The sequence below is a fragment of the Paenibacillus sp. HW567 genome (assembly GCF_000374185.1).
Classification (GTDB): Bacteria; Bacillota; Bacilli; order Paenibacillales; family Paenibacillaceae; genus Paenibacillus_AQ.
This window is the reverse complement of record NZ_KB910518.1, coordinates 4462227-4488418: the sequence shown is the minus strand read 5'-3', so window position 1 is coordinate 4488418 and position 26192 is coordinate 4462227. Positions and strand designations below refer to the sequence as shown.

The window sequence follows — 26192 nt, the reverse complement described above, 5'->3', positions numbered from 1 at the left end:
CAGACCTCAATATGAAAATCTATAGTTCAACTCTAATTATAGAAGGGAAGGAGCGTCACCTATGCAGGACCATTCAGTTGAAATGCGCGGAATTGTGAAGAAATTCGGTTCTGTCACGGCCAGCGATCAAGTCGATTTTTCGGCAAATGCGGGTGAGATTCACGCGCTGCTTGGTGAGAACGGGGCAGGTAAAAGCACGGTCATGAGCATGCTGTCGGGTGTGTACAGAGCAGACGCGGGGGAGATTCTGCTTCACGGCAAATCGGCGAAAATCCGTTCCCCCAAAGATGCTGCACTCCTTGGCGTCGGCATGGTATTCCAGAACTTCAGACTGGTGCAGAGCCTCACGGCAGCGGAAAATATCGTGCTTGGCGAAAAGTCGTCTTTCTGGCGGGGCAGCAAATGGATCAAAAATAAGCATAAGGAAATCGGAGTACTGGCGGAGCGGTTCGGGCTGAAGTTTCCGGTTGACCGTCCGGTCTGGCAGTTGTCTGTCGGCGAGCAGCAGCGTGTTGAAATCGTTAAGACGCTGTACCGCGGCGCGGATATCATCATTCTGGATGAGCCGACCTCTGTACTTACTCCGGGTGAGGTGGAGCAGCTCTTCGCCACACTGCAGGTAATGAAGCAGGCGGGCAAGACGGTCATTATGACCACGCATAAAATGAAGGAGGTTATGGCCTCCTCCGACCGTATTTCCGTCATGCGCAAAGGGAAAATGATTGCAACGCTGGATACTGCCGAGACCGATGAGCTGGAGCTGGCCCGGCTGATGGTTGGCCGGGAGGTTACGATCACCCGCCAGGAGCGGGAGGCTACGGAAGGAGAACCGCTGCTGATTGTTAATAATTTGGAGGTTTCAGCCGATCATGGCCGCAAGGCGCTGGACGGCTTGTCCCTCAGCGTACGCGAAGGGGAAATTGTAGGGGTCGCCGGGGTTGCCGGCAATGGACAGAAGGAGCTGGCGGAAGTGCTGACAGGACTTAGAACCTGGAGGAACGGTGAAATCATATTTGACGGCAGCACGGTAAAAACGGCTTCGGTACGGGGCGCGATTGACTCTGGAATCTCCCACGTGCCGGAGAACCGGATGAAAAGCGGTCTAGCCGGGCGGCTGGGCTCTGTGGATAATCTGCTGTTCAAATCCTACCGCAGCAGCGAGCATTCCAAATTCGGCATTCTGAAGGCTGCAAAAAACCGTTCCTGGTCGCAGGAGCTTGTGCAGCGCTTCAACGTCAAGACGCCGGAGCTGGATACACCGGTGCAGCAGCTCTCGGGCGGCAATCAGCAGAAGCTGCTGTTCGCCCGCGAGGTCAGCCATCGGCCGAAGCTGATGGTTGCCGTCCATCCGACGCAGGGGCTGGATGTGGGTGCAACTGCCGGAGTGCATGAGCTGCTGATGGAGCTGCGCGGCTCCGGCAGCGGAGTGCTGCTGATCTCGGAGGATCTGGATGAGCTGCTTCAATTATCGGACCGGATTCTGGTGATTTATAACGGGGCGATTATCGGGGAAAGCGATCATGAGCATGCGGACCGGGAGCAAATCGGCCTGATGATGGCCGGAATCAGGAACAAGGAGGTTAGCGCCGTATGAGTCAGAAAAATGCAGCAAATGCTGCGCTGCTTAATTCCGTTCCGGCTAAACCCGGAAGACGGCTGCCGATGCGCCTTGAGTATGACGCCAGCCGGACACGTTCTCCCTGGTGGTCGCCAATTCTTTCCATTATACTGGCGCTGCTGCTCTGCGCCGTGTTTATTGCCGCGAACGGTATGAGTCCGATAACCGTATATGAGAAAATGTTCCGCGGCGCTTTTGGTACTTCTTACGGATTCACCGAAACGATGGTGAAGGCCATCCCGCTGCTGCTCTGCGGGCTCGGCATCGCAGTCGCATACCGGATTTCCGTATGGAACATCGGTGCGGAAGGCCAGCTTACTGTCGGAGCAATGGCGGCTACGGCGGTAACGATTTATTTTCCCGATCTGCCTTCGTTCTGGTCTATTGCACTGATGCTTGTATTTGGAACCGCCGCTGGTGCCCTCTGGGGACTAATGACCGCCATTCCACGGACACATTTCGGTGTTAATGAGCTGATTACTTCACTGATGCTGAATTATGTAGCCCTGCTGGCACTGGATTATGTGGTGTTCGGACCGTGGAAAGACCCGAAGGGCTTCAACTTCCCGGGTTCACCCATGTTCACCGCTGCCCAGTCGCTGCCGGTGCTGGGGACTACGAGGCTGCATATTGGACTGATCTTCGGCCTGGTTGCGGTCGCTATCTATTATCTGATGATTAAGTTTACCCGCTGGGGTTATGAGCTGCGTCTGATTGGAGCGAATCCAACGGCGGCCCGGTATGCTGGGATTCACATCAAGAAGCATATTATCATTGTCATGCTGATCAGCGGCGGTCTGGCCGGCATTGCGGGAATGGCCGAGGTGTCCGGTGTTACCCACAAGCTGATGCAGGGGATTTCGCCGGGCTACGGCTATACCGCCATTATTGTCGCTTGGCTTGCCAAGCTGAACCCGCTCGGCCTAATTGTCACCTCCGTTCTGTTCGGGGGATTGATCGTCGGCGGATACAGTGTGCAGACCATCGGACTGCCTTCGTCCATTTCGGAAATGCTGCAGGGTGCGATCCTGTTTTTCCTGATTGCCGGCGAGATGATTCACCGCTTCCGCATCCGCCGGAGCGCATAGCAGCATCCTCTTATAGAAGGGAGTAAACCTATGGATTTCACAACACAATTATTGATAGCCGCCATTTCCGCCGGAACGCCGCTTTTGCTGGCGACACTTGGAGGCATATTGAATGAACGGGCCGGCATTATCCAGCTTGGCTCGGAGGGGCTGATGCTGATGGGTGCAGTCACAACCTGTATCGTCTACATCCGCAGCGGCAATCTGCTGCTGGCCCTGCTTGCGGCCATTGCCGTCACCGCTGTGCTTGGGATGGTTCACTCCTTCCTCTGTGTCACACTGCGGGCGAACCAGACGATGTCGGGACTAGCGATGACCCTGTTCGGCAGCGGCCTCAGCGCATATCTTGGCAAGTCGATCAGCGGTATTCCGCTGCCGGGCACTTCGCCAAAGCTTGATCTGGGCTGGGTGAAGTCGATCCCGGTGCTCGGCGATATTTTTGGCAGAATGGATTATTTGACCTGGTTCAGCCTGCTGCTGGTGCTTGTATTGCATTTGCTGATTCACTATACCTCCTGGGGCCTGCATTTGCGGGCGGTTGGCGACAGTCCGGCCACAGCCGATGTTATGGGTATCCGGGTGCAGCTCATCCGCTACAGCTATGTCACCGCCGGTGCTGCATTGATCGGTCTTGCAGGTGCCGATATGGTGCTGGCCTACGCGCCGACCTGGAATGAAGGGCTTACGGCGGGCCGGGGCTGGATTGCTGTCGGTCTGGTCATTTTCGCCAGATGGAATCCGCTGCGCGCTTTATTCTGCGCCTATTTCTTCGGAGCGCTGGACTCGCTGGGCTTCCGCATCCAATTGCTCGGCAGTGTAATTCCGTCTTATTTCCTGAAAATGATTCCGTATGTTGTAACGATCCTGGTGCTCATGTACCTTGGTTACCGCAACCGCAACAAGCCTTCCGGCACGCCGGAAGCGCTGGGGACGCCTTATATCCGCGAGCAGCGGTTCTAAAGAGTTCAAAAGAATGACAGAAAGAGGGGAAGAGGATGACAACACCGGCTTCAGTTTTGACCCTTGAAGAGATTAACAGCATGAGCAGAGATGAATTTGTGGCGAAACTCGGAGGAATCTTTGAACATTCCCCTTGGGTGGCGGAGATGGCTTACGGGCAACTCCCCTTCCATTCTGTTCAGCAATTGCATACCGTGATGCTCGAAGCGGCGCGAAGTGCCGGCCACAGCCGGGTTGAAGAACTGCTGCGAGCACACCCCGATTTGGCAACAAGGCTGCAGGTCAGTCCGCTGTCGGCGGTGGAGCAGCAGGGGGCCGGGCTGGACCGGCTGACGCCAGAGGAGTTCACACGGTTGACGGAGCTGAACGTTGCGTATACAGAGAAATTTGGTTTTCCTTTTATCTTGGCTGTACGGGGCAAAAACAAGGATGATATTATTGCGGCTATCGAAGAACGTGTGAATCGTACGCTACAGGACGAATGGGAGCAGGCGCTTGCGGAGATCGGCACAATCACCGGCTTCCGGCTTAATGATCTGATCATTGAAAAGAGTGCGGAAGCATGAGCGGGCGGCTGACTACCCATGTGCTTGACCTGTCCCGGGGACTGCCGGCCGCAGGGATGAAGCTGCAGCTCTGGAGCCTTGAGGCCGGGGAAGGCAAGCTGCTGTGCGAAGCTTCGACGAACAGTGACGGGCGGCTGGACGCGCCGCTGCTGGAAGGGCCGGAGCTTGTGCCCGGCTGCTACGAGCTGCTGTTCATGGCCGGAGATTATTTTCGCGGCAGCATGCCGGTATTCGAACAAATTCCGATTCGCTTCAATATTACAAGCTCAGATGACCATTACCATATTCCGCTGCTTGTAGCTCCAGGGGGATACAGTACGTACCGGGGCAGTTGACCAAAGCAAGAGCACAAGTGACCGGAGGTGACCTATTTATGAAGGAAACATATGAACTTATCATCAAAAATGGGGATGTAGTGCTGCCCGGTGAAGTGCGCAAACTGGATATTGGAGTGAAGAATGGCAAGATCGCCGCGCTGGCTGAAAACCTTCCGGCTGGTGAGGCGACCACAGTGATTGATGCCAAAGGGCAATATGTGCTGCCCGGCATGATTGATATGCATGTCCACTTCAATGAGCCGGCGTTCGGCCATTGGGAAGGCTTCCGCAGCGGTTCGGCTGCGCTTGCGGCAGGCGGCTGCACCTGTTATGCGGATATGCCGCTGAACGGGAATCCGCCCACAGTGAACAAGGCTGCGCTTGGGCTGAAGGCAGAAGCCGCCTCGGGGAACTCGGCAGTGGATTATGTGCTGTGGGGCGGGCTGGTTCCCGGCAATCTGGAGGATTTGGAGGAGCTGGCGGCGGCCGGAGTGACCGGCTTCAAGGCTTTTATCTCCAATCCCGGAGGCGAAGGGGAAGGTCGCTTCCGGGAAGTGGACGATGAGACGCTGTATCTGGGGATGCAAAAAATCGCCGCGCTCGGCGGTATTCTCGCCCTGCATGCGGAGAGCGAGGAGATTACAGCGGTATTAGCGGCGGATGCCGTCCGCAGCGGCAGGACGGGTGCGCGGGATTTCGCCGCTTCCCGTCCGGCGCAGGCGGAGCTGGAGGCCGTAGCCCGGGCGCTGCTGTACAGTGAACGAACCGGCTGCCGCCTGCATTTCGTGCATATCAGCACCTCCGCCGCGATTGAACTGATCCATGCAGCCAAGCTGCGCGGTCTGGATGTGACGGCGGAAACCTGTCCGCATTATCTGATGCTTAATGAGGGTAACATGGAACAGCTTGGACCAGTCGCCAAATGCGCGCCGCCGCTGCGTAGCCCGGAGGAACAGGAGAAGCTGTGGAAGGTGCTGGCCGAAGGCAAAATTGATCTCATCGCCTCAGACCATTCCCCCTGTCCGCCGGAGCTTAAGCTCGCCCCGGGCCTGTCATTTTTTGAAGCCTGGGGCGGGATTTCCGGGGCGCAGAGCAGTCTGGAGCTGATGTTCCATGAAGGCGTGCATGTGCGTGGTTTGCCGGTTACGCAAATCTCGGCCCTGCTGTCGGAGCTTCCCGCGAGGCGTTTCGGGCTGGATCACCGCAAAGGCTCCATCGCGCTTGGGCTTGATGCCGATTTGGTGCTGCTGAATCCTGCTGCGAACTATACATTGTCTGCGGAGGATCTGCTCTACCGTCACAAAATTAGCCCGTATGTCGGGATGACCTTATCCTGCAAGGTAACGGCTACGATCTGCCGGGGGAATATAGTATACACTGCCGAACAAGGCGTGATTTCAGCGGACGGGGGCGAGTGGCTGCGGATTTATCGTGAGCAGCCCGCCCTATGACCCCGCCGCTTCTAAAGGCCCCGGCCCGTGAAATGCTGGCGCTGCTGGAGGAATTGGCGGCATTCAGCGCCCCGGGGCCGGGGGTTACCCGGCTGCTGTACACGCCGGAGTGGAGCTCGGCGCAGCAATTTCTGCAGGAGAGAATGGCCGGGTGCGGGCTGGAGGTCTATACTGATTCTGTCGGCAACGTGTTCGGGCGGCTGAACGGATCTTTACACAGGGATAAAGTGATTCTAACCGGCTCGCATATGGATACCGTTGTGAACGGCGGCAAATATGACGGAGCTTACGGGGTAGCTGCCGCCATGACCGCGCTGCATGCTTTGCAGCAGACGTTCGGTCCCCCGTTGCGGACAGTGGAGGTTGCCGCCTTCTGCGAGGAGGAGGGTAGCCGTTTCCCGTTGACATTCTGGGGCTCGGGCCATGTGACGGGCCTCTATGACGGAAGCGGCGCGGAATCCGTTGCCGATGCTGAGGGCGTTACGCTTATGGCGGCGATGCAGGCTTGTGGCCTGGGCAGCGATAGGCCTGATGCTGCTGCCAATGTGAATACTTCTTTGAGAAATGACATCGGCATGTATGTTGAGCTTCATATAGAGCAGGGAATTATTCTGGAGCAGTCGGCACAGCAAATCGGGGTAGTGCAGGCTATCGTGGGTCAAAGGCGGTATACTGTCAAGGTCAGCGGAACCGCCAATCATGCCGGAACAACGCCGATGGGACTGCGCCGGGATGCCCTTGCCGGTGCGGCGGAAATGCTGCTTGCATTGGAGCGGTCGGCTGTGAAGGCGGGAGATCCGCTGGTAGCGACAACTGGCAGGCTTGAGGTAATTCCGGGCACACCGAATGTGATCCCGGGCGAAGTGTTGTTCACGCTGGATATCCGCCATAGTGAAGCGGAGCAGCTAGAAAGCTTTTGCACCGGAATTATGACCGGGTTCGCAGAGATTGCGGCGGGGCGCGGGCTTGCGCTGGAGGTTAAACAGACGTTAGCTACAGCTCCGGCACCTATGGACAAGGAACTCTGCGGAGTCCTTGAACAAATTTGCCTGGAACAGGGAAAAACCTGGCGGAGCATGGTAAGCGGAGCGGGGCATGATGCCCAACTGTTCGCGCCGAAATGTCCTGCTGCGATGATTTTTGTGCCCAGCCGGGCAGGGATCAGCCATTCGCCGGAGGAATATTCTTCGCCAGAGGAGCTGGCGGCGGGACTGGATGTTTTGACGGCATTATTATATAAGCTTGCCTACGAGGAGAGCTGAACATATAGAGGGAGAGATGATCATGAAGCGGTACGAAGATTTGTCGCCGTCCTTGCGGTGCATTATGACCCCTGGACCGGTGGAGGCCGATCCGCGTGTGCTGCGGGCGATGTCTTTTCCGATACTGGGACAGTTCGATCCCGAATTTACCGATATTATGAATGAAACGATGGAGATGCTGCGCGAGCTGTTCGCTACCGGCAATAAGTGGGCATATCCGGTTGACGGCACCTCACGCTCCGGTATCGAAGCGGTGATGACCAGTCTTATAGCGCCGGGCGACCGGGTGCTTATTCCGATCTTCGGCCGGTTCGGCCATTTGCTGCATGAGATTGCTGAACGCTGCGGCGCTGAGGTATTTACCCTTGAGCAAGCCTGGGGCAGCGTATTCACACCGGGGGAAGTCATTGCGGCTATCGAGAGCTATAAGCCCGATGTAGTAGCAATGGTCCACGGCGAAACCTCCACGGGCCGTGTGCAGCCGCTGGCGGAGATTGGCCGGGCTTGCCGCGAGCATGATGCGCTGCTGATTGTAGATGCAGTGGCGACCATCGGCGGCGTGCCGGTGGAGACGGATGCCTGGATGCTGGACGCCGTAATCGGCGGCACGCAGAAATGCCTCTCAGTACCGTCAGGCATGGCGCCGGTGACGTACAATGAACGCGCCGAAGCCAAGCTGCTGAGGCGCAAGCAGGTCGAGCGCGGACTGCGTACCGGCGGCGATCAGCACAGCGAGCTGCCGGTAGTGCGCAGCAATTACTTCGACCTCGGCATGCTGCAGGATTATTGGAGTCCGCAGCGGCTGAACCATCATACAGAGATGACCTCCATGCTCTATGCGCTGCGCGAGGGCCTGCGTCTGGCGCTGGAGGAGGGGCTTGAGGCGCGGTACGCCAGACATGCTCTGCACGAAAAAGCACTCGTGGCTGGACTTACGGCGATGGGCCTCACGCTGTATGGAGATCCTGAGAGCAAGCTGACTGTCGTAACCTGTGTGCTCATTCCCGAGGGCGTGGATGGCGAGTCGGTGCGGGCGATGCTGCTCAGCCGCTTCGGCATTGAGATTGCCAGCTCCTTCGGCCCTCTCAAAGGCCTGATCTGGCGCATTGGCACGATGGGCTTCAGTTGCCGTGAGAATAATGTGCTGCGTCTGCTTGGAGCCCTGGAGGCCGCGCTGCTGCGCCACGGCTATCCGGTTCCGTGCGGGCTTGGTGTTCAGGCAGCGCTTGACGTATATGAGCCGAAGGTGTAATATCGGCTGATTATGAGCTAAGCGGGGAGGAATGGAAGTCATGTCTTATCAAAGAAAACCGCTCGCGGATTGTGTGCCTGAGCTTGTGGCTACAGCCCGTGGCGATAAGCCGGCTACCTTGGTCATCACTGGAGGCAAGCTGGTCAATGTCTGCTCCGGCGAAATATTAGAGGGGATGTCTGTCGCGGTGCAGGGAGGCCGGATTGCCTACGTTGGCAAAGACGTCTCGCATATGATCGGCCAGCACACACAGGTCATTGATGCAGCCGGGAGATATATCGCTCCGGGACTGCTGGACGGACATTGCCATATCGAGAGCACGCAGCTTACCGTGACGGAATTTGCCCGTGCAGTGCTGCCGCTGGGGACTACCGGGGGCTTCTTCGATGCGCACGAAATCGCTAACGTCTTCGGGCTGAAGGGCATCAGGCTGATGCTGGATGAAATGCGCGGAACCCCGCTGGCTGCATACATGCAGGTGGCTTCCTGCGTCCCTTCGGCCGGTGCGGAATTTGAGACGACCGGGGCTTCGATTGGACCGGAAGAAGTGGCGGAAGCCTATACCTGGGGCGCGGATGTTATCGCCTTGGGCGAAGTGATGAACTTCCCCGGTGTAGTCTATGGCGACGAGAAAATGCTCGGCGAGATTCAGGCGACACTGCGGGCGGGACGATACGTGGATGGTCATTTCACCTGGCCGGCGGGTGACTGGCGGCTTCCGGTATATGCGGCTGCGGGCGTAACCGGGGACCATGAATGTGTTACAGCCGAGGATGTGATCGAGCGCGTCCGTCTGGGCATGTATGCCAAAATGCGCCGCGGCTCCGCCTGGCACGATGTGGCGAAGACGATCACCGCGCATACGGAGCATGGGCTGGACCCGCGCCGGATGCTGCTTGTGACCGACGACCGCAGCTCGGAATCGCTCCGTGACGAGGGTCATATGGACTTTGTGGTGCGCCATGCAATTTCGCAAGGGGTAAAGCCGGTTACCGCCTTCCAGATGGCGACCATCAATACCGCTGAGCGCTTCGGGGTTGCCCGCGATATCGGCTCAATTACACCCGGCTCGTGTGCCGATATTATTTTGCTGGATGGAAATCTGGCGGATGTTCATGTAGTTATGACTATAGCGTCAGGTGTTGTGGTGGCCGAGAATGGCAGAATGACCGCTGAGCTCCAAGCGTATACCTATCCCGATGAAGTGCTGGCCTCTGTTCATCTGCCGCAGCTTCCTGTGGCGGAGGATTTTGTAATCCATGCCCCGATTGAATCGGGCAGTCTCTCCACCCGGGTCATCAAGGTAATTGAGAACCATGTGGAGACCGGGGAGCTGATCATGAAGCTGCCTGTAACGGATGGCAAGCTGCAGGTGGACAATGGATTATGCAAGATAGCGGTATTTGAACGTCATAAAGGGACTGGAAACAAATCAGTGGGTGTTGTAGCAGGAATCGGCTTCCATGAGCCGGCGGCGATCGCCATGACCGTTGCCCATGACAGCCACAATGTATTGGTGATCGGCAATGACGATGCCCTGATGGCCGAAGCAGCCGGAGCGGTTGCGCAAGCACAGGGAGGCGTGGCTGTGATTACAGCCGGTGGAACCACGTTGTTCCCGCTGGCGATTGCCGGACTGATGTCCGCTGAGCCGTTCGAAATTGCAGCGGCCCAGTCCGCAGCCATCAGCACAGCGCTGTATGATGCGGGCTGCACGCTGAATTATGCATTTATGACCTTGTCCCTGCTGGCTTTGGCGGTAATCCCTACACTGCGGATATCCGATAAAGGCCTGGTGCGCATTTCGCCCGAAGAGGGAATTCAACTGGTGTCCCTTTTTGTATAAAGCGCGTTTTGGGAATGAATGAAGAAGAGTTTCGATGCGTTTCGATAAGCTAATTTTGCCCGACCTCTATTGCTTTTGGAGAGGATGTATCCCTCGACAACAGCTCAAATAGAGGTCTTTTTGAATTTCGGGAATTTAATTAACCATTTCATCACATTTAGAAACATGGTTTATTAAATTTTAACAAAAAGCATTAACAATCCATACAGAATGGACGATAATAATTTTAAATTAGTTTAAATTGTTGTCATATCATGATTTTGCAGAAAAGTTACAGAAAGCCCAAATACAAGGAACGGGGTGGATGAGATGTTGAAATTAGATACACAGGACATCGTGAATATCACCATGAAGCAAATTGCGAGTATTTTTAAAATGAAGCCGGTTGAACTGAGATTTGTCAACGATTTTCAGGGGGAGCAATATCTCTTGACGAATGATAAGCTGCATCTCAGCAATCAGCATTATTGGGCCAAGGTGATGGAATGCTCGTTCGATAATCATGTGCGTCCGGTTCTGATGTGTGAGGTGCTGTACTTCCTGCGGAATGAGTTTTTGGAGAGTGACATCAAGCTTAGATTCTCATACGATTTCTCGGACGGGGCGAATGGCGAGGCGGTGGCTTCCGCGGAGGTCAGCTTCAATGATACGCCGGAATTGCAGCAAGAAGAGATTGCTGAATTAATTGATCTCGCGCTTGCCATGCAGGATAAGCAATGGTTCGAGGAACTGACGGCCAAATACAAGCAGTTGACGGTGTGAGCTGCGGGGTTAAAGCATAGATCCAGCCGTGGGCATTTTCGTTTACAATTTGCTCTAACAAATCCGGTGTGGTGCTTAAGCGGCTTGCGGGCCGAAGCGGGTGCCCCTTTCGCGCAATTAGGCAGGAGAGGCATTCAATTTAGCGGCTGGTTCGGCATCGTAAAGCTTATTTACTATAAGCATGACATCGTTTCAAAATATCACATCGGGGTTCAAAACCGCAGTAAAAGATATCACATTGTTTTCATAAGACGGAGCAAATGGGAGAATCTGAGAGGTAAAAGCAATGTATTTTTTGTGTTAATTGCCGAATAGTGATGTTTCTTATAGGGTATGTGATTTTGTATACAGAGAAGGTAAGGATAAATTTGATACCATCAAGCCACAAATTACCACTAGCAGACTTGAATCCTTTTATGTGAATTTATTCACCTTATTATGTGAATTGTTTCACCTTTTACAAAAACATATAATTGGATGCAATTTTTCGTACACGGGATGGGTCGCGGAGGAATGGGAAAGGGGGGATGACCTCTTATGAAGAGACATGATGTTCTTCGTAAGAAGGGATGAGAGATGAGCATAGCAATGAATCGTTATAAAGGGCTACATACTACTGGGGATAAGGTAAAGGAGAATACGCAGTGAAAAAACTAATTTCTTTGACTGTCAGTGCAGCCTTGCTGCTCGCACCATTCGTGTACACGATTAATGCACCAGCTTTGAACTTGAAGGTAGATGCAGTTTCGGCAGCTTCCGAAGAAGCACCGGCAGCGCCAGCCAAACCGGCCGCAACGCCAAAACCGAAGCCAACGCCAAAAGCAACGGAAAAACCGAAGCCAACAGCAAAACCGACAGCCAAACCGGCAGCCACACCGAAGCCGACAGCGAAACCGGTAGCAACGCCAAAAGCAACAGCCAAACCGGCCGCAACGCCAAAAACCACTGCGAAACCGGCGGCAACGGCTAAAGCTACTGCAAAGCCTGCTAACACAGCTAAGCCGGTTGCAACAGCCAAACCGGTTGCTACAGAAAAACCGGTAACGGTCAAAGAAGCTGTGTACCAGGATGGAGTATATGTAGCTTACGGCAATGCTTACTCCAAAGGTACTGAAGGCGCTAAAGTAACCATCAAGGATGGAAAGATTGCAGATATTGAGCTTATGAGAACCAGTCCGAAGATTATTGACAAAAATGCCCGCGACAATTACAGCGGCGTTTGGGCAGCTTACGGATTGATGAAAGAAAGACTGCTCGGCAAAACAAGAGACGGCGCAGCAGCGGTAGATGCGGTTTCCGGCGCAACCCGCTCAAGCAACGGCTGGAAGCTTTCGGTGGACAGAGCGTTCGAAAGATCGCTGGAAGTGAAGCCGGCAGATGCGACTTATTTCCCTGGCGATCATATGGGTGTTGATCCGGAAGGCAAATATGCAGTATTCGCCAGCTACGATGCGAACAAGCTTACTGCGGTTAAGCTGTATCCGCTTACTGCAGCCGGAGATTTCGTGGATGAGAAAGCCTACACTCCAGAACAGGCTGCAGCCATTGCGGCAATTACACCTGTACTGCTTGCACAAGGTTCTTCCGCACAGCCGGTAGCCGGCTATGAGGCCGATTCCAAGGCTGCGATCAACGCTTTCTGGGATGCGGAACAAAATGCCACCATCAACAACACTTCCGCTTACACTGACGGATTCTACTCTTCCTACGGTACTGCAAGAAGTGTAGGCGTTGAAAGAGCTGATGTAATCATCCGCAACGGCAAGCTGGTTGACGTGAAGCTGTACAGACTGGGCACCAACCTGATCGACAGAGGCGCAACCGCTTATGCTGAGGTGGTTAAGGCCAATGCTCCAATGACTGCTAAATTGCTTGCTAACGGTTCTTATATCGCTAATTATAATGAGAAGGTAGACGGAATTTCCGGAGCAACCGAAAGCAGCCACGGCTGGAACCAGGCTGTAGAAAGAGCCTTCGAGAAAGCGCTGAAGGTTCCGGCTGAAGGCCAATACTTCGACGGCAGATTTGCCGGAGTGGATAATGCCTCTAAGATTTTCCTGCTGGTTGATGTTGCGGCAGACGAAGTAACGGGAGTTAAATTGAGCTTCTTCGGAACAGACGGCAAACTGATTGCTGACGATAAGCTGACCCCTGAACAAAAAACACTGGCGGGCCAGCTTACAGCTTCAATGCTGGCTAAAGGCGTAGACATGGATTATGTAAACGGTCAAGAAACCTTGTCCGCAGCAGCAAAAGCAGCCCTGATTGACGCTTTGGCCAATGCTTCCAAAGTGCAAGGTGCTTATAAAGACGGTACCTTCACTGCTTACGGTGACGCTTATGACAAAGGAACGAACAAAGCTGAAGTTACTCTGCGCAACGGCAAAATTGTTAATGTTGCTCTGAGCCGTGTGGGCATGAATATGGAAGACCTCGGCAAAGGCGCTTACGCTGAAGTGCAAAAAGCGATTCCGCAATTAACTTCCAGCTTCCTTGCCGCAGGTACCAGAGAAGGTGTACAGGAAGTAGATGCTATTTCCGGCGCGACCAACAGCAGCAAAGCATTGAAAACGGCTGTTGATAGAGCCTATGGAAAAGCTGAAGTTGTAGAAGCTAACAAAGCTGCTTACTTTGACGGAATTTTCATCGGCGTAAGCACTGACAAGTCGGTAAACGTTATGGTTTATGTGAAAAATGGTATTCCTGTGGATATGGTTCTCTACTTCCTGGATTATGCAGGTAAAGTAAAGGGACTTAATCAATTGACCGATGCTGAAAAAGCTGTAAAAGCGGAAATTGAGACGACCTCGTCCGGCTCCGGTCTGCACAAATACGGATACCGTCCGGCTGCATTCGGTGCGAACGATGATGAGAAAGCTGTCTCCGCCAAGGTGGTAGAAGCGATCAAAGCTGCGCTTGAAACAGCCGGCAAATAGTTTTCCCAAGCAATGAAGGGTTGTCTCTGGCCATGCGAATGGCTGGGGATGACCCTTTTTTCGTTAAGCAATACGGCGTCTGGTAAGATGGGACATAAATAGCTCCGGCAATCGTATAGTAATTGTATAGTTATTTTAAAGGGATTTCGGAGGTGAATGTCTAAAGTTACATATACACAGCAGGTTTAGGTCTGCTAGTAATGGGAGGCTCCAAAATGACACTAATTAAACAGCTATCTCCGCAGGATGAATTTGTCGGCTTTTACCTGTTACGGGAGCTGGCAATCAAACAAACAAACGGTACTCCTCCGAAGGATTATTTTGATATTGTTCTGGGTGATTCCAGCGGCCAAATCTCTGCTAAATATTGGGATGCCAGCACGACCGATAAAGAAACCTTTTTTCCGATGGCACTGGTCAAGGTACGCGGCATTGCGCATACCTACCGTGAGAAATTGCAGGTCAAGATTACCAAGATTAGGTTGACGAATGAAGCGGACGGCATTTCACTTACCGATTTCATCCGTTCCGCTCCGATTCGTCCGGTTGATCTTATCTATACGATTAAGGCGGCTATGGGCAGCATTGCGGATCAGGAAATTGCGGCGATCGTTTCGTTTTGCGTGGGCAAGGTGGAGGAGAAATTAATGCATTATCCGGCGGCGAAAACCCATCATCATGCCTATTTTGCCGGACTTGCTTATCATATGGTGCGGATGCTGGAAATCGGCGACTTTCTCTGCAAGCAGCGTCCGTTCCTGAATCCCGATCTCATGAAGGCGGGCATTATTCTGCATGATATCGCCAAGCCGGAGGAGATGATCTCCCAGTTTGGCATTGTGTCGGACTATAGTGTGCAGGGCAAGCTGATCGGCCACATCTCTATGGCTTCGAACTGGATTACGGAGGCGGCGATCCGCTGCGGCATAGATTTGGAGTCGGAAAAGGTGCTCGCCCTGCAGCATCTGGTACTGTCCCATCATAACTTGGGTGAGTGGGGCAGTCCCGTCCAGCCGCAGACGGCGGAAGCGGTAGCCCTGCACCATATTGATACGATGGATGCCAAGCTGCAGATGGTGGAGGATGCGCTTGATACGACACCTGAGACGGAGGAATGGACGCCGTTCATCCGGGGGCTGGAGAACAAGGCGGTATACCGGTTGAAGATTTAAGGTATCGGCTTATCACGGATTTCAGGCGCAGATATTCATGTTAACAGCCACCTGCTTTGAGCAGGTGGCTATATTTATTATCTGTCTTAACGGCTCAAAGAAATAACGCTGCGATTTATATGTCAAAGGATTGACATAAGTCAAACCTTTGACATATAATCTGTTTGAAGATGATTTGAAAGTGTTTTCAAATCTCTTTATACAAACTAACGATGGGGGAATGTAAACATGAAAGGATTTAAAAAGGTATCTTTAACAGCGCTTACTTTACTATTATCCGCCTCCTTGTCTGCCTGTGGAAGCAGCGGCAACAACCAAGCCACCACCTCTTCGAACAGCTCCAGCCCGGGTAAAAGTGTCAAGATTACTTTGCTAAATTCCAAAGGTGAAATTCAAACCCAATTAGAGGATGCGGCCAAGAGCTTTCATGAGGCTTATCCTGATATCACACTGGAAATTCAGCAGGTGCCTAGCGGAACATCGCCTTTTGAGAGGGCTTCCGCTCTATATGCCTCCGGCAATCAGCCTACCATGATTATGCTGGATACCGGAGATGTGGCCAAATTCAAGGATCGCATTCTTGATCTGAGCGCTGAGAAGTGGAATGGCGACGCTATTGACAATGCACTTGATCTGACGACGTTTGACGGCAAGAACTATGCTTTCCCGCTGGCGGTTGAGGGGTATGGCCTGATCTATAACAAGGCAGTCCTGGATAAAGCTGTAGGAGGAAGCTTTGATCCTGCTTCGATCAATACCACTTCTGCATTAGAGGAGCTGTTCAAGAAAATAGAAGCCAGCGGGAAGAAAGCCCTGACCATTTCTCCGATGGACTGGTCGCTTGGCGCACATTATCTTCCTCTGGCTTATGGAGGGCAGAGCAAGGACAGCAAGGAGGTTGCCGGCTTCATCAGCTCGCTTAGAGCAGGAACCGTGGATTTGGCCTCCAACAAGGTATTTAACGGGCTGATGGACACCTTCGATGTGATGATGAAGTACAACATGGATCAGGCCTCTCCGCTTTCTCCGGCTTATGAGAAGGGACCTGAAGTACTGGGCAAAGGTGAGGTAGGCATCTGGTTTATGGGCAACTGGGCATGGCCGCAGATCAGCGGCTTTGATACCGCCAACAAGCAATACGGCTTCCTCTCTGTGCCAATCAGCAACAATCCCGATGATTACGGCAACACCCAAATTTCTGCTGCTGTAAGCAAACGTATTGTTGTAGACAAGGAAAAAACGACTCCCGAGCAGCAAGCGGCGGCCAAAAAATTCTTTGACTGGATCGTGTATGAACAAGGCGGACAAGACTTCCTGGTGAATAAAGCCAACATCGTCCCTGCCTTCAAGAATATTACTATGGAGACACCAGATCCGTTAGGCAAGTCGATTCAAGCTTATTTGGCCGCAGGCAAGGTGGAGCCGTCTCTGAGCGATCTGCCGGCCGACCACTGGACCAAGGTGGGGGCATCCATGCAGAAATATTTGAACAAATCCGGCGACCGGGCCACTTTGGCCAAAGAGATTCAGGAATATTGGAAAACAGTAAAGTAATGTGATTCTGCCGGCGGGGCTGTTTCCGGCTCTGCCGGTTTTCAACACGAAGGAGAGTGAACATGCGATGATTGGAGAAAAGGGCTTTTGGAACCGGCTGCGGCTGCGGCTTCTGTTTACCGGACCTACCATGTTTGCCTTTTTGACCGTAATGATTATTCCTTTTCTATACGGCATTTACTTAACCTTTACGAACTGGGACGGCATTTCTGTTGCCCATACCCTGGTCGGCTTCCAGAATTACGGATCGGTTTTTGCAGACTCGGAATTTTGGAGCTCCTTCGGCCTTACACTCAAATACGTGCTGTTTACCGTGGTGCTCACCAATGTTTTGGCCTTCTTGCTTGCTTATGCGCTCACCAAAAGCGTCAAGGGCCAGAATGTGTTCCGGGCGGGATTTTTTATGCCAAACCTGGTAGGCGGTATCGTGCTGGGTTTCATCTGGCAATTTATTTTTAATAACGTACTGGTCTACCTGGGGCAAAAAGCCTCCATCGGCATCTTCAGCGCATCCTGGCTGGCTGAACCGGGCAAGGCCTTCTGGACGCTGGTTATTGTTACCATATGGCAGTATGCCGGATATATGATGGTGATCTATGTGGCGGGTTTAACCGGCGTGCCTGCCGATATTCAGGAAGCCGCCAGCATCGACGGGGCCAATAGCTGGCAAAAGCTGACCCGTATGACCATTCCGATGATGGTGCCCTCGTTTATCGTATGTCTTTTTCTGTCGCTGCAACGCGGCTTTATGGTCTATGACCTGAACCTGACCCTGACCAAGGGCGGCCCGTTCGGCTCCACACAGCTTGTGTCCATGCACGTCTACCAAAAAGCCTTCCTGTCGCGGGACTACGGTGTCGGCCAGGCTGAGGCATTCGTCCTGTTCCTGCTCGTAGCCGTAATCACATTGCTGCAGGTATATTTCAGCAAAAAGCTGGAGGTGGAAGCCTGATGCGTCTCCAAAGACAGCTTGGCTCAGCAGCAAGGTTCATTGTGCTCGCTATTCTGCTGATTTTATTTCTCGTTCCCTTTTTGCTGCTGCTGCTCAACTCCCTGAAAGAAAACGCGACGATTACTTCTAACCCGCTGGCGCTGCCTACCAGCTTTCAGTTCGCCAATTACAGCAATGCCTTTAAGCAGATGAATTATGTAGATGCGTTCACCAATACCATTATCATCACGTTCTTCAGCGTCATTCTGATCGGGATTTGCGGCGCCATGACCGCCCACTATTTCGTGCGCAACCCCAGCAGGCTGAACCAGAATACGTTTCTGTTTATGGTAGCTGCCATGATTATTCCGTTCCAGGCGATAATGATTCCTTTGGTGAAAATTTACGGCTCTCTCGACATGCTGAACAGCAAATCTTCCCTGATCTTTATGTATCTGGGGTTCGGCAGCTCACTGGCTGTTTTTATCTATCACGGTTTCATTAAAAGCATCCCCAAGGAATTGGAAGAAGCCGCGATGATTGACGGCTGCACCAGAACAAGAATGTTCTTTCAGATTGTCTTCCCGGTACTGGTGCCGACGACTGTGACCATCGGGATTCTGAATGTATTATGGATCTGGAACGACTTCCTGCTCCCATCGCTGATCCTGGTTGAGCCTGGGCAACGGACGCTGCCTCTGTCCACTTTTTCCTTTTACGGCACCTACACGGTCGATTACGGTCCTCTGATGGCGAGCCTGATGTTGACCATTCTGCCGGTCGTTATTGTGTATTTGTTCGCTCAAAAATATATTATCCAAGGTGTTATGCAGGGTTCGGTGAAATAGCCTTTTGCGGAGCTGACCGGGAGACAGAGTGATTGAAGGAGAGGAGCTTTTGAAGATGAAAAAGGATGCCCGTCCGGCTGCTGACCAGTGGCGGCCGCAATATCATTTTTCCGCGCCAGTCAACTGGCTTAACGACCCTAACGGCATGGTGTATCATAACGGAATTTACCATCTGATGTACCAATATCATCCTGGCGGCATAGAATGGGGGCCGATGCACTGGGGACATGCCACAAGCCGCGATTTGGTTCATTGGGAGCATCGGCCTGTTGCTCTATATCCCGATGAGAACGGGATGATCTTCTCGGGCTGCGCTGTAGTGGATCATAAGGATAGCAGCGGTTTTTTTGAAGGAAAACCCGGATTGGTTGCAGTTTTTACCCACCATACAGTCCAGCCGGATACCGGGACCGTCTGTCAGAGCCAGAGCTTGGCCTACAGCCGGGATGAGGGACAGACCTGGATCAAGTATGCAGACAATCCGGTGCTGAAGGAGCCCTCGCTTCCAGACTTCCGCGACCCCAAAGTCTTCTGGCATGATACGGAACAGTGCTGGGTGATGGTGCTTGCAGCCGGGGATCATATTCGCTTCTATGCTTCGCGTAATCTGAAAGAGTGGAGCTACACCGGGGAATTCGGACGGCAACAAGGCTCCCATCACGGCGTTTGGGAGTGCCCCGATTTATTCGAGCTTCCGGTGCGTAATAGGCCGAGACAAAGCCGGTGGGTGCTGGTGGTCAGCATCGGCGGCTTGCCGCAAGACATTGAAGGCTCACGAACCCAATATTTTCTGGGCCGGTTCGAGGGCGGATGCTTTATCGGCGAAGAGCCGGTGGAGAAGGTCCGCTGGATGGACGGCGGCCGGGATAATTACGCCGGTGTCACCTGGTCGGACGCTCCGGACGGCCGCCGGATCTGGCTGGGCTGGATGAGCAATTGGAAGTATGCAGCGCTCCTTCCGGCTGAACGCTTTCGCGGCGCCATGACATTGCCGCGGGAATTGGAGCTTCATCATCAGGGCGGGGAGCTGCAACTGCGCCAGCTTCCGGTATCCGAGCTGGCCGGGCTGCGGGCGGGCTCTGCCCTCTGGGAGGAGATCGCCGTTAGTCCGCAGACCCCCTTTAAGCCCGATTGTGCTGCGGAGCTGCTGGAACTGCTGCTTGAGTGGGAATGGTCAGGCATGGTCCCGGGCCCCGATTCCGAAAGCGCATATGAAGCAGGCATACGTCTATGGACGCAGGATGGCCAAGAAACGCGGATTGGCATAGATGCGCGGCAAGGAGAGCTGTATATCGACCGGACAGCTTCCGGTGAGAGCAGCTTTCATCCTGACTTTGCTTGCCGTCACAGCATGAAGCTGGCACCCGGTACAGGGAAATCGCCGAAGCTGCGAATTTGGGCAGACCGGATATCGGTGGAGGTTTTTGCCGGAGAAGGGGAACTGGCGATGACGGATCTGATATATCCGGCGGCCGGTCCATTCAGAATAGAGGTATACACCATTGGCGGAAATATTAGAATCCGCACCTTAAATATGCACAAGCTTCATATAAATCAGAGATGAACGATTCACATACCGGATAGCAGTAGGAGGGAGAACATGGTGTTTAAGCTGGATGAGAGAATTAAGCTGCCGGCCGACAGAGAATATGATGTGCTGACAGCGGGAGAGATGCTGGTTGATTTTATCTCGGAGGATTATCAGAATACTGCAGGACAAGGGACTTATCATCCTTTTTTCGGAGGGGCGCCTTCCAATATCGCTATGAATGTCAGCCGCTTGGGCATTCGTCCTATAGTGGCTTCGGCAGTCGGTCATGACCGGCTGGGTTTTTTTTTGATTGAATCCTTGAAAGAGGCCGGGATTGATACCCGGTGTGTGCAAATTGTACAGGATTCCACCAGTCTGGTGCTTATCACGAAAAGCACGTCCACGCCTGTCCCGATCTTTTACCGGGCCGCGGATTACCAATTGGCGTACACGCCGGAGCTGGAGCAGGCTGTGCAGAAGGCCGGGATCGTGCATTTCTCCTGCTGGCCGATCTCGATGGAGCCGTCGCGGCAGACCATTGACCGGGTGATTGAGGCGGCGAAGCAGCGCGGCATTCCGGTATGCTTTGACCCTAATTATCATCCCCAGGTGTGGGGGAAGGGCGAGGACGGCACGGCCTACGTCAAGAAGATCATCGGCAAGGCGGATATCGTGAAGCCTTCGGAGGACGATGCGGAGCGGCTGTTCGGCAGCGATACTCCCGAGAATCAGGTGCAAAAATACGTTGCGCTCGGCGCAGGGCTTGTCATTATGACGCTCGGCAAGGACGGCGCTATTGTCTCGAATGGACAGGAGACGGTCCGGTTTGAGACGCTGGCGGATGAGGTGGTCGATACGACCGGAGCGGGCGACGCTTTCTGGTCGGGGTTCTATACGGCGCTTGTCAGAGGCGCAACGGTCCGTGAGGCGCTCCGTTCAGGGTTTGCCGTAAGCGCATTTAAATTGAAATTTACCGGTGCAGTGGTTCCGCTGCCCGATTTGAGTACAATACAAGCTGAATACGGATGCTAGGGGGAGAAGACTATGGTTAAAAATCAAGTGCAACTGATTACGTACCCGGACTCGCTTGGCGGAGATTTGAAGTCCCTCCGTCATGTGCTGGATGTGTATTTTCCGGATGTATTCAAGGGCGGGGTGCATATTCTGCCTCCATTCCCTTCATCGGGGGACCGCGGTTTTGCACCGCTGACCTATCTGGAGATTGAGCCTGCCTTCGGCAATTGGGCGGACATCCGGGCAATCGGGGAGCGGCATGATGTGCTGGTGGATCTGATGGTCAATCATATCTCCTGCCAGTCCCCTTACTTTCAGGACTTTTTGCAGCACGGGCGGCAGTCGCGCTACGCCGATCTGTTCCTTACGCTGGACAAAATCTGGGCGGACGGACAGCCGGTACAGGCGGACATTGATAAAATGTTCCTGCGCCGCAGCAAGCCCTACTCCACTTTCACCATTCAGGAAACAGGGGAAGAGCTTCAGGTGTGGACGACCTTCGGCAAGACCGATCCGTCCGAGCAGATTGATCTGGATATCCGCTCGGAGCAAGTCAAGCAGATGTTTATACAATTCTTCACTTGCTTCAAGGAGAACAATGTTAAGATCGTCCGGCTGGATGCGGTAGGGTATGTGATCAAAAAGCTGGGCACCAGTTGCTTTTTCGTCGAGCCGGAGATTTATGACTTTCTGGACTGGATCAAGGAGCTGGCCGATTCTCTTGATATCGAGCTGCTGCCTGAGGTGCATTCGCACTATTCGGTTCAATACAAGCTGGCGGAGCACGGCTGCTGGATTTACGATTTTATCCTGCCGTACCGCATTCTTGATACGCTGCTGAACAAGGACAGCCGTGAGCTTAAGGAGTACCTGCGCACCCGTCCGGCCAAGCAGTTCACAATGCTCGACTGTCATGACGGCGTGCCGGTCAAGCCTGACCTGGACGACCTGATCGACACGAAGGGTGCCCGTAAGCTCGTGGATACCTGTGTCGAAAGAGGAGCCAACCTGAGCCTGATCTTATCCGACGAGCACAAGGCGCCCGACGGGTTCGATGTCCATCAAATCCGCTGCTCCTTTTACTCGGTGTTGAACTGCGATGACGATGCGTATGTGGCAGCGCGGGCGATTCAGTTTTTTGCTCCGGGTATTCCGCAGGTGTATTATGTCGGGCTGCTGGCTGGTGAAAATGATCTGGAGCGGGTGCGGGACACCGGCGAGGGACGCGAGATCAACCGCCATAACTATACGATCCCGGAAATCGGGCAATCGCTGGAGAAGGAAGTTGTACAGCGTCTGCTCAAGCTGATCCGGTTCAGAAATGAATACGAGGCGTTTAACGGCGATTTTGCAGTGGAGGAAGCCGCAGCGCATGAAATCAGACTGTCCTGGACGAAGGGCGAATTCCGCTCTACACTGTACATTAACCTTGATACGATGCGCCCTGAGATTGAATATACAGATGGGGAGGGCGTGCTGGTGCAGCTTGAGGTGTAGAACTGCGCTGTCAGAGGTTCAGGACGGTGTCAGCGATTCTTTGGTCAGCCCAATCTTTTCCTTTCATGCGCCCGTAAATTATAATAGAGAGACGAGCTTTAGGAAGGAGCAGTGCAATGGCTACGATCAACGATGTGGCGGAAAAAGCCGGTGTGTCCGTGACCACCGTTTCAAGAGTGTTAAATAACCGGGGGTATATCAGCCAGAAGACCCGGCAGAAGGTATATCAGGTCATGGACGAGCTGAAATATCAGCCAAATGAGCTGGCCCGTTCGCTGCTGCGCAAGCACTCGAATGTACTCGGGCTGATTATCCCGAGCGTGGCCCATCCGTTCTTCGGTGAGCTGGCGAATGAAATCGAATCTGTCGCTTATCAGCACGGGTTCAAGCTTCTTCTATGCAATTCGCAGTTTGATTCCGCCAAGGAGCGGGATTACGTCGATATGATGCGGCGCAACCGGGTGGACGGGATGGTTCTCGGCAGCCATACGCTGGAGGTCGGCGATTATACCAATTTGAATTATCCGCTGGTTACCATCGACCGCCAGATTGGTGATATTCCGTTCGTCGCTTCGGACAATGAGCACGGCGGCGCACTGGCGGCCCGTCTGCTGATCGCTAAGGGCTGCCGCAAGCTCAGCCTTCTGGCTGGCAATATGAAGCTGGATATGCTGTCCAATCTGCGTACGACCGGCTTTGAGCGTGAGGCGGGACAGGAAGGCGTCAACGTTGTCACCTATCAGACTGAGCTAAATGTCTTCGATGAGCAGGTCTACAATCGAATTATAAGTAAAATGTTCACTGAGCACCCCGACATTGACGGCGTATTCACAACAAGCGATCTGATGGCGCTGTCCGTGATGAAATGGTGCCGCACCGTCGGGAAGGAGGTCCCCCGCGATGTACGGGTCATCGGCTATGACGATATCCCCGCCGCCTCCTGGTACATGCCCGGGTTAAGCACGATCAGACAGCCGATCAAGGATATGGCTAGGCGGGCCGTTGAACTGCTGCTGGAGCAGATGGAAGAGAAGCCGGTAGAGCGGGAGAACGTTCTGCCGGTGGAATTGATCGAACGGGAAAGCACATGAGGCGTTAATTTGAGCTATATCAATTGAAGTGAAATCCTCTGTGAAAAAAGGGGGGGCGTAACTGCGGTGAATGTTTGGACTTCCGGCTGCTGTTATATTTGGATTTCCTGATTGAAACCGCTGGCTGCGGTAGAAATCCAAATATAAAGGCGGACGCGTTCGCTCCTACAGTTCCAAAATTCCCCTCCGTTACTTACCCTTTTTTTAGTAGGTTTTCAAGTTCAATGGATATAGAAATGATTGAGTAGCAGGAAGAACCCCCGATCCGCTGGAATGGATCGGGGGTTTGGTGCGTTCAGGGAAGCGCTGATGGCTGAGCAATTTCAGAAGAAATTGCTCCAGGCAGAGCTGCTGCCAGAGGTGCCTTTTGCCGGACGGGCGGAAGGCAGCGGAGCGCTTTTCTTGGCTGCTGCTTTTTTGGCCGATTTCTTGGGCGGAGCCTTGAACGGAGTATAGCCGCCTGCATACATCGTTCCGGCCGTATAGCCTTGACTTCCGGCAAGCAGCAGGGGATCGGAATGTCCATTCATCTCCATCAGCTTGAGCAGAATGCAGGCTGAAGCGCGGGCATCATCCAGGGCATCATGATGCTTCAGGCCGATTCCGAAGTGCCGTGCTACTGCATCGAGCTTATGGGAGGGCAGCTCATGCAATATTTTTTTAGCCAGCAGGTAGGAGCACAAATATTGAAAAGCAGGGTAGCTGAAGGCGGTCCCATCCAGACAGTAACGCAGGACACTCATATCAAAGGAAGCATTGTGCGCCACAACAATCTCTCCCTGCAGAAGTGGTTCCAGAGTAGGCCACAGCCCGTCAAAGGTAGGTTTGCCCTCAACCATCGAGGGGGTAATGCCGTGAATCGCAATATTCATCCCGTCAAACCGCTGCTGCGGGTCGATTAGCCATACGTGCTCGGCGCTTATTGCGCCGTCTCTGACTTGAACAAGCCCCAAGGCACAAGCGCTGGAGCGGCTGGAATTCGCAGTTTCAAAGTCAATTGCTGTGAAATTCATAGATAAAGCCCCTTAACTAGTATGTATATGCTTCATATTAAAGGAGCAGAGCGGTAAATACAATCTATTGAATTTACAAAGTATAGCGGATATGGTATTCCTTATCTATGCAGAATTGGTAATATGCTGAGATGACAAGGAGTGAGTCTATGAATTTGTTAAAAGGGCAAAAAGTAGATTTGACCAAAGGAAACAGCTTGAATGAATTGAAATTTACTTTTGGCTGGATGTCGGAAAATACTGAGATTGGAATTGATGCCGCAGCTTTTTTGCTTTCGCCCCACAACCGTTGTGAGCAGGATGCAGATTTCATTTTTTATGGCAATCCTAATTCTCTAGACGGAGCAGTTATACACTCAGCCGCAGAAGAAGCAGGGAGAGAGGAAATATCTATTTCATTAACCCGGCTCCCCGAGAAGTATGCCCGGATTGCGCTCACTTTGACAATCTACGAAGGTGAGCAGCGAAATCATTGGATGAAGCACTTGTCCGGTCTCTACTTGAAGCTGACTGATCGAACAAGCGGCAAAGAATTATGCCGGTTTGATTATGGGGCTGATTTATCGGAAGAGACAGCGGTGGTGGTTGGTGAGCTTTACCGTCATAACGGAGAATGGAAATTCAATGCTATAGGCAGCGGATTTAATGGAGGGCTGGCTGCATTATGCGAGAATTACGGACTTGAAGTGGAACAGGAGGAGGGTGCTGAAGTTGCTGCTACTGCCGAGATGGTTAGGGAGGACACGCATGTGAACACTGCGGCTAAGCCACCTGTGCCTACCATAGATCTGCGCAAAAAAATTGTAGAGCTTACTCTGGTAAAAAAGCAACTGACAGGAGTAACAGCCCGAGTAGGAATTGTACTAGATATCACGGGCTCGATGCGAAGTCTTTACTCCAGAGGAGTTGTGCAGGAAGTAGTAGAACGTATTCTCGCAGTAGCCAGTAAATTTGATGATAATGGTTCATTGGATGTGTGGGTCTACGATACAGAGTTCAGCCGGCTGCCGCCAGTTACGGAGCAAGAACTGGGACGATATGTATTTACACATATTTTAAATAATCATAACATTCACAAATTCGGGCGGAATAACGAACCTCCGGTAATGGAGGATGTGATTCGCAAGTATACCCAAGAAGAAAAGGATACAACACCGGTATTCATTATTTTTATTAATGATGGTGGCGTAGTAAGGTTAACCAGAAAAGTCATTATGGAGGCGTCTATACAGCCAATTTTTTGGCAATTTGTAGGTATAGGCGACTCCGACTTTGAAGTGCTGAAGCAGCTAGATACGATGACCGGACGGCTTGTAGATAATGCGAATTTTATACACCTGGACCGTATTGAGGAGGTTTCCGACGAGGAGCTTTATGATCAGCTTTTGAACGAATTCTCCCTCTGGCTTAAGGCGGCAAAGGAGAAGAGGATTCTCTAGGCAACGGAATTAGAGAAGTTCCTACTTGAGTACCTCCACGGGGC

21 protein-coding genes and 1 pseudogene are annotated in these 26192 nt (G+C 53.0%); 21 read left to right on the top strand and 1 reads right to left on the bottom strand.

Translation table 11 applies throughout. The annotated features are described in order from the left end of the window. Window positions 1-61: 61 nt before the first annotated feature. The 19 genes from B212_RS0119830 to B212_RS0119735 all read left to right on the top strand — a co-directional run bounded on the left by B212_RS0119830 (window position 62) and on the right by B212_RS0119735 (window position 23696). Window positions 62-1594, top strand: coding sequence for an ABC transporter ATP-binding protein (locus tag B212_RS0119830; RefSeq protein WP_019912771.1), 1533 nt, complete (start codon window positions 62-64; stop codon window positions 1592-1594). Beyond that, on the top strand, window positions 1591-2706 hold the full coding sequence (locus B212_RS0119825; protein ID WP_019912770.1) for an ABC transporter permease: 1116 nt from the start codon (window positions 1591-1593) through the stop codon (window positions 2704-2706). The genes B212_RS0119830 and B212_RS0119825 overlap by 4 nt, the downstream gene beginning before the upstream one ends. A 30-nt stretch (window positions 2707-2736) precedes the next feature. Further along, window positions 2737-3666, top strand: a complete 930-nt coding sequence (locus B212_RS0119820) for an ABC transporter permease (RefSeq protein ID WP_019912769.1) — start codon at window positions 2737-2739, stop codon at window positions 3664-3666. Between the two features lie 35 nt (window positions 3667-3701). Further along, window positions 3702-4232, top strand: a complete 531-nt coding sequence (gene uraD / locus B212_RS0119815; RefSeq protein WP_019912767.1) for a 2-oxo-4-hydroxy-4-carboxy-5-ureidoimidazoline decarboxylase — start codon at window positions 3702-3704, stop codon at window positions 4230-4232. Next, window positions 4229-4567 (top strand): hydroxyisourate hydrolase, encoded by a 339-nt coding sequence (gene uraH / locus B212_RS0119810; protein WP_019912766.1) that lies wholly within the window; start codon window positions 4229-4231, stop codon window positions 4565-4567. The genes uraD and uraH overlap by 4 nt, the downstream gene beginning before the upstream one ends. Window positions 4568-4605: 38 nt before the next feature. After that, the gene (locus tag B212_RS0119805; protein ID WP_019912765.1) at window positions 4606-6000 is read left to right on the top strand and encodes an allantoinase; all 1395 of its coding nucleotides are present in this window, start codon (window positions 4606-4608) and stop codon (window positions 5998-6000) included. Next, on the top strand, window positions 5997-7262 hold the full coding sequence (locus B212_RS0119800) for a Zn-dependent hydrolase (RefSeq protein ID WP_019912764.1): 1266 nt from the start codon (window positions 5997-5999) through the stop codon (window positions 7260-7262). The genes B212_RS0119805 and B212_RS0119800 overlap by 4 nt, the downstream gene beginning before the upstream one ends. A gap of 22 nt (window positions 7263-7284) precedes the next feature. Beyond that, on the top strand, window positions 7285-8514 hold the full coding sequence (locus tag B212_RS0119795; RefSeq protein WP_019912763.1) for a pyridoxal-phosphate-dependent aminotransferase family protein: 1230 nt from the start codon (window positions 7285-7287) through the stop codon (window positions 8512-8514). A gap of 40 nt (window positions 8515-8554) precedes the next feature. Continuing rightward, window positions 8555-10360, top strand: coding sequence for an adenine deaminase C-terminal domain-containing protein (locus B212_RS0119790; RefSeq protein WP_019912761.1), 1806 nt, complete (start codon window positions 8555-8557; stop codon window positions 10358-10360). Between the two features lie 309 nt (window positions 10361-10669). Further along, on the top strand, window positions 10670-11122 hold the full coding sequence (locus tag B212_RS0119785; RefSeq protein WP_019912759.1) for an IDEAL domain-containing protein: 453 nt from the start codon (window positions 10670-10672) through the stop codon (window positions 11120-11122). A gap of 644 nt (window positions 11123-11766) precedes the next feature. Further along, entirely contained in the window at window positions 11767-14058 is a 2292-nt protein-coding gene (locus B212_RS0119775) for an FMN-binding protein (RefSeq protein ID WP_019912757.1), read from the top strand. A 215-nt stretch (window positions 14059-14273) separates the two neighbouring features. Next, on the top strand, window positions 14274-15230 hold the full coding sequence (locus B212_RS0119770; RefSeq protein WP_019912756.1) for a 3'-5' exoribonuclease YhaM family protein: 957 nt from the start codon (window positions 14274-14276) through the stop codon (window positions 15228-15230). 228 nt (window positions 15231-15458) lie between these two features. Next, complete coding sequence (locus B212_RS0119765; protein ID WP_019912755.1) at window positions 15459-16784, top strand: ABC transporter substrate-binding protein; 1326 nt, start codon at window positions 15459-15461, stop codon at window positions 16782-16784. Window positions 16785-16851: 67 nt separating this feature from the next. Beyond that, on the top strand, window positions 16852-17736 hold the full coding sequence (locus B212_RS0119760) for a carbohydrate ABC transporter permease (protein ID WP_028530939.1): 885 nt from the start codon (window positions 16852-16854) through the stop codon (window positions 17734-17736). Continuing rightward, window positions 17736-18563 (top strand): carbohydrate ABC transporter permease, encoded by an 828-nt coding sequence (locus B212_RS0119755; RefSeq protein WP_019912752.1) that lies wholly within the window; start codon window positions 17736-17738, stop codon window positions 18561-18563. Before B212_RS0119760 ends, B212_RS0119755 begins: the two co-directional genes overlap by 1 nt. Before the next feature lie 55 nt (window positions 18564-18618). Then, entirely contained in the window at window positions 18619-20127 is a 1509-nt protein-coding gene (locus tag B212_RS0119750) for a glycoside hydrolase family 32 protein (protein WP_036669735.1), read from the top strand. A gap of 36 nt (window positions 20128-20163) precedes the next feature. Then, complete coding sequence (locus B212_RS0119745; RefSeq protein ID WP_019912750.1) at window positions 20164-21126, top strand: carbohydrate kinase family protein; 963 nt, start codon at window positions 20164-20166, stop codon at window positions 21124-21126. Window positions 21127-21138: 12 nt separating this feature from the next. After that, complete coding sequence (gtfA, locus tag B212_RS0119740; RefSeq protein WP_019912749.1) at window positions 21139-22605, top strand: sucrose phosphorylase; 1467 nt, start codon at window positions 21139-21141, stop codon at window positions 22603-22605. Between the two features lie 116 nt (window positions 22606-22721). Beyond that, on the top strand, window positions 22722-23696 hold the full coding sequence (locus B212_RS0119735) for a LacI family DNA-binding transcriptional regulator (RefSeq protein WP_019912748.1): 975 nt from the start codon (window positions 22722-22724) through the stop codon (window positions 23694-23696). Window positions 23697-24019: 323 nt separating this feature from the next. Here B212_RS0119735 and B212_RS31970 read toward each other — a convergent pair whose 3' ends face one another. Beyond that, a complete protein-coding gene (locus tag B212_RS31970) occupies window positions 24020-24709 on the bottom strand; it encodes a 3'-5' exonuclease (protein WP_019912746.1) in 690 nt (229 codons plus the stop codon). A gap of 131 nt (window positions 24710-24840) precedes the next feature. On the opposite strand from B212_RS31970, the pseudogene B212_RS35455 reads away from it, so the two are divergent. Next, window positions 24841-25374 (top strand): annotated as a pseudogene (locus B212_RS35455) (TerD family protein); the annotation flags it as partial. Window positions 25375-25482: 108 nt separating this feature from the next. Next, the gene (locus tag B212_RS35450; RefSeq protein ID WP_028530937.1) at window positions 25483-26148 is read left to right on the top strand and encodes a vWA domain-containing protein; all 666 of its coding nucleotides are present in this window, start codon (window positions 25483-25485) and stop codon (window positions 26146-26148) included. Window positions 26149-26192: the final 44 nt, after the last annotated feature.